Below are 2,295 nucleotides of genomic sequence, written 5' to 3'. Positions count from 1 at the left end.
TTATTTTTTAAGACGTTCGATATCTCTAACAATCATTAATTCTTCGTTTGTAGGAATTAATAATGTCTTAATCTTAGCATCGTCAGCACTGATATCTCTTTCAACGGCACGAATGTGGTTCTTTTCAGGATCAACCTTAACACCGAAGTAGCTTAACTTATCAGCAACTTCTTGTCTGATACCAATATCATTTTCACCAACACCGGCTGTAAATACGATACCATCAACACCGTTCATTTCAGCAACGTATTGACCAACGTATCTAACGATTCTGTTCATGTACATGTTACGAGCTAATTCAGCTTGGTGGTTTTCATCCTTAACTGCTTCTAGATCTCTCATATCAGCAGAAACTTCAGATACACCAGCTAAACCTGACTTCTTGTTTAGGATGCTAATCATTTCGTTAATATCTGAAATGCCTTCTTTTTGCATAATGTAAGCAAGTAGTGAAGGGTCAACATCACCAGATCTAGTAGCCATCATGATACCAGTTAATGGAGTGAAGCCCATTGAAGTATCTAATGACTTACCATGGTCTACGGCACAGATTGAAGCACCGGCACCTAAGTGCATGATAACTAGTTTTAAGTCTTCTAGTTTCTTGCCCATCATTGCTGCAGCACGGCCTGATACGTAACGGTAACTAGTACCATGTGCACCATATTTTCTAGCTTTGTGATCACGGTAGTACTTGTATGGTAAAGCATACATGTAGTTTTCTTCTGGCATTGAAGTATGGAATGAAGTATCGAATACAGCAACACTAATTACGTCTGGCAAAATCTTCTTGAATGCTTTAATTCCTAGAATGTTTGCTGGTTCGTGAAGTGGAGCTAATTCTGATAGTTCTTCTAACTTACTTAAAACATCATCATCAATAACAACTGAATCAGTGAAGTATTCACCACCGGCAACAACACGGTGACCAACACCTGTGATTTCGTTGTAATCAGCAATAATGTTTAGGCTTAGTAGTTTGTCTAATACAAGTTTGATGGCTTCTTCATGGTTTTGAATATCCATTGTCTTTTGGAATTTTTCGCCATCACCATATTTAATTTCAACATCTGATTTAGTTAAACCAATTCTATCGATTGCCCCGCTTGAAATTAATTTTTCTGAAGGCATTTCGAATAATTTAAATTTTAATGTGGAACTTCCTGCGTTAATTGCAATTGACTTTCCCATAATAGTTCTCCTAACTTTTTTTAGATAATAAATCCTTTTCTTCCCACTCAACTAGTTCTGCTAAGAATTTTTGGAAAGCAGATACTTCGTTAAATGATGGGAACTCACCAATCATAATTTTTTCAACTTGGTGGGCATCTTCACCATGCTTTTGTAGAATCAAAATTGCTTTTTGAGCATTTGCATTGTTAAAGATTTCTTTTGGTAGATTCAACAATGCTTGAAGATAAGCATTATCTTGAATCCATTTTAACAATGATTTTGATTCCGGCGTGTTAAAGATATTACTTGGTACTAAGAAAACCCCATAACCACCTGGTTTGATATGGTTCATCCCTTGTTCGATTAACAAGTGGTGAGCATATGAATGACCATCTGTTGATCTTGTCTTATAGTTAGTGGTATTTTCATCAATCGGATAATACCCAATTGGTAAATCAGAAATTACTAAATCTGCATCATCTACCAAAATATTGGCAACTGAATCTTGGTAAATAAGTTCAGTATTTTTATCGTTTCTTTGCATTTGTGTACTTATGCTTGAAACGGCTAACATGGAATCATCATTATCGATTCCGATAGCATGCAAATCAATATCCTTAACTGCATCCTTCAATTGATTCATAACCGTAGTTAATAGGTTACCCATTCCAACGGATAAATCCAGAATCTGTAGATGCTTGGCATTCTTAACTAATCTAATAACTAAATAGCCCATGATAGAAGCTATTGTATCAGGTGTTATTTGGTGATTTGCTTGAATCGCATCCTCTTTGGTTGCTTTGATCATGCAAATTTGAATTGCCTTTCTTACAGTTTCTGCATCCATAGATTGATAATCTACGTCTCGGTATAATCCTTCTAACTTAGAAACTGTGTCACTATCTGGTATACCATCTTCAACATGAACTTGTCCGTCATTGATAAGGTTATCTCCAGTCTCGATGAATGCATCAAGATATGATACCCCTAGCTTGTCTTTCAAGATTTCAGCTGAAGAATTGAAAACTTTAAACAGAGTTTCTGTATCTTTCTCAGTCAGCACACTCAACTCCCTTAAAAGTATTATCACTTAATAACAACTTTCATATTACCAGATTTTTA

At 35.6% G+C, this 2,295-nt stretch carries 2 protein-coding genes; both read right to left on the bottom strand.

Features of this window, described 5'->3' with window-relative positions; all coding sequences use genetic code 11:
• Positions 1-1,191 (bottom strand): acetate/propionate family kinase, encoded by a 1,191-nt coding sequence (locus M3005_RS06005; RefSeq protein ID WP_034532195.1) that lies wholly within the window; start codon positions 1,189-1,191, stop codon positions 1-3.
• 10 nt (positions 1,192-1,201) lie between these two features.
• Entirely contained in the window at positions 1,202-2,236 is a 1,035-nt protein-coding gene (locus M3005_RS06000) for a class I SAM-dependent methyltransferase (protein ID WP_034532193.1), read from the bottom strand.
• Between the last annotated feature and the right edge of the window lie 59 nt (positions 2,237-2,295).

Source organism: Apilactobacillus sp. (assembly GCF_025290035.1).
Classification (GTDB): domain Bacteria; phylum Bacillota; class Bacilli; order Lactobacillales; family Lactobacillaceae; genus Apilactobacillus.
The sequence above is the reverse complement of the archived record's forward strand: the minus strand, read 5'-3'. Positions and strand labels throughout refer to the sequence as shown.

What these genes read in the sequence shown, in the direction of transcription:
- M3005_RS06005 (WP_034532195.1), bottom strand. Translation starts at nt 1,191, where the DNA reads ATGGGAAAGTCAATTGCAATTAACGCAGGAAGTTCCACATTAAAATTT.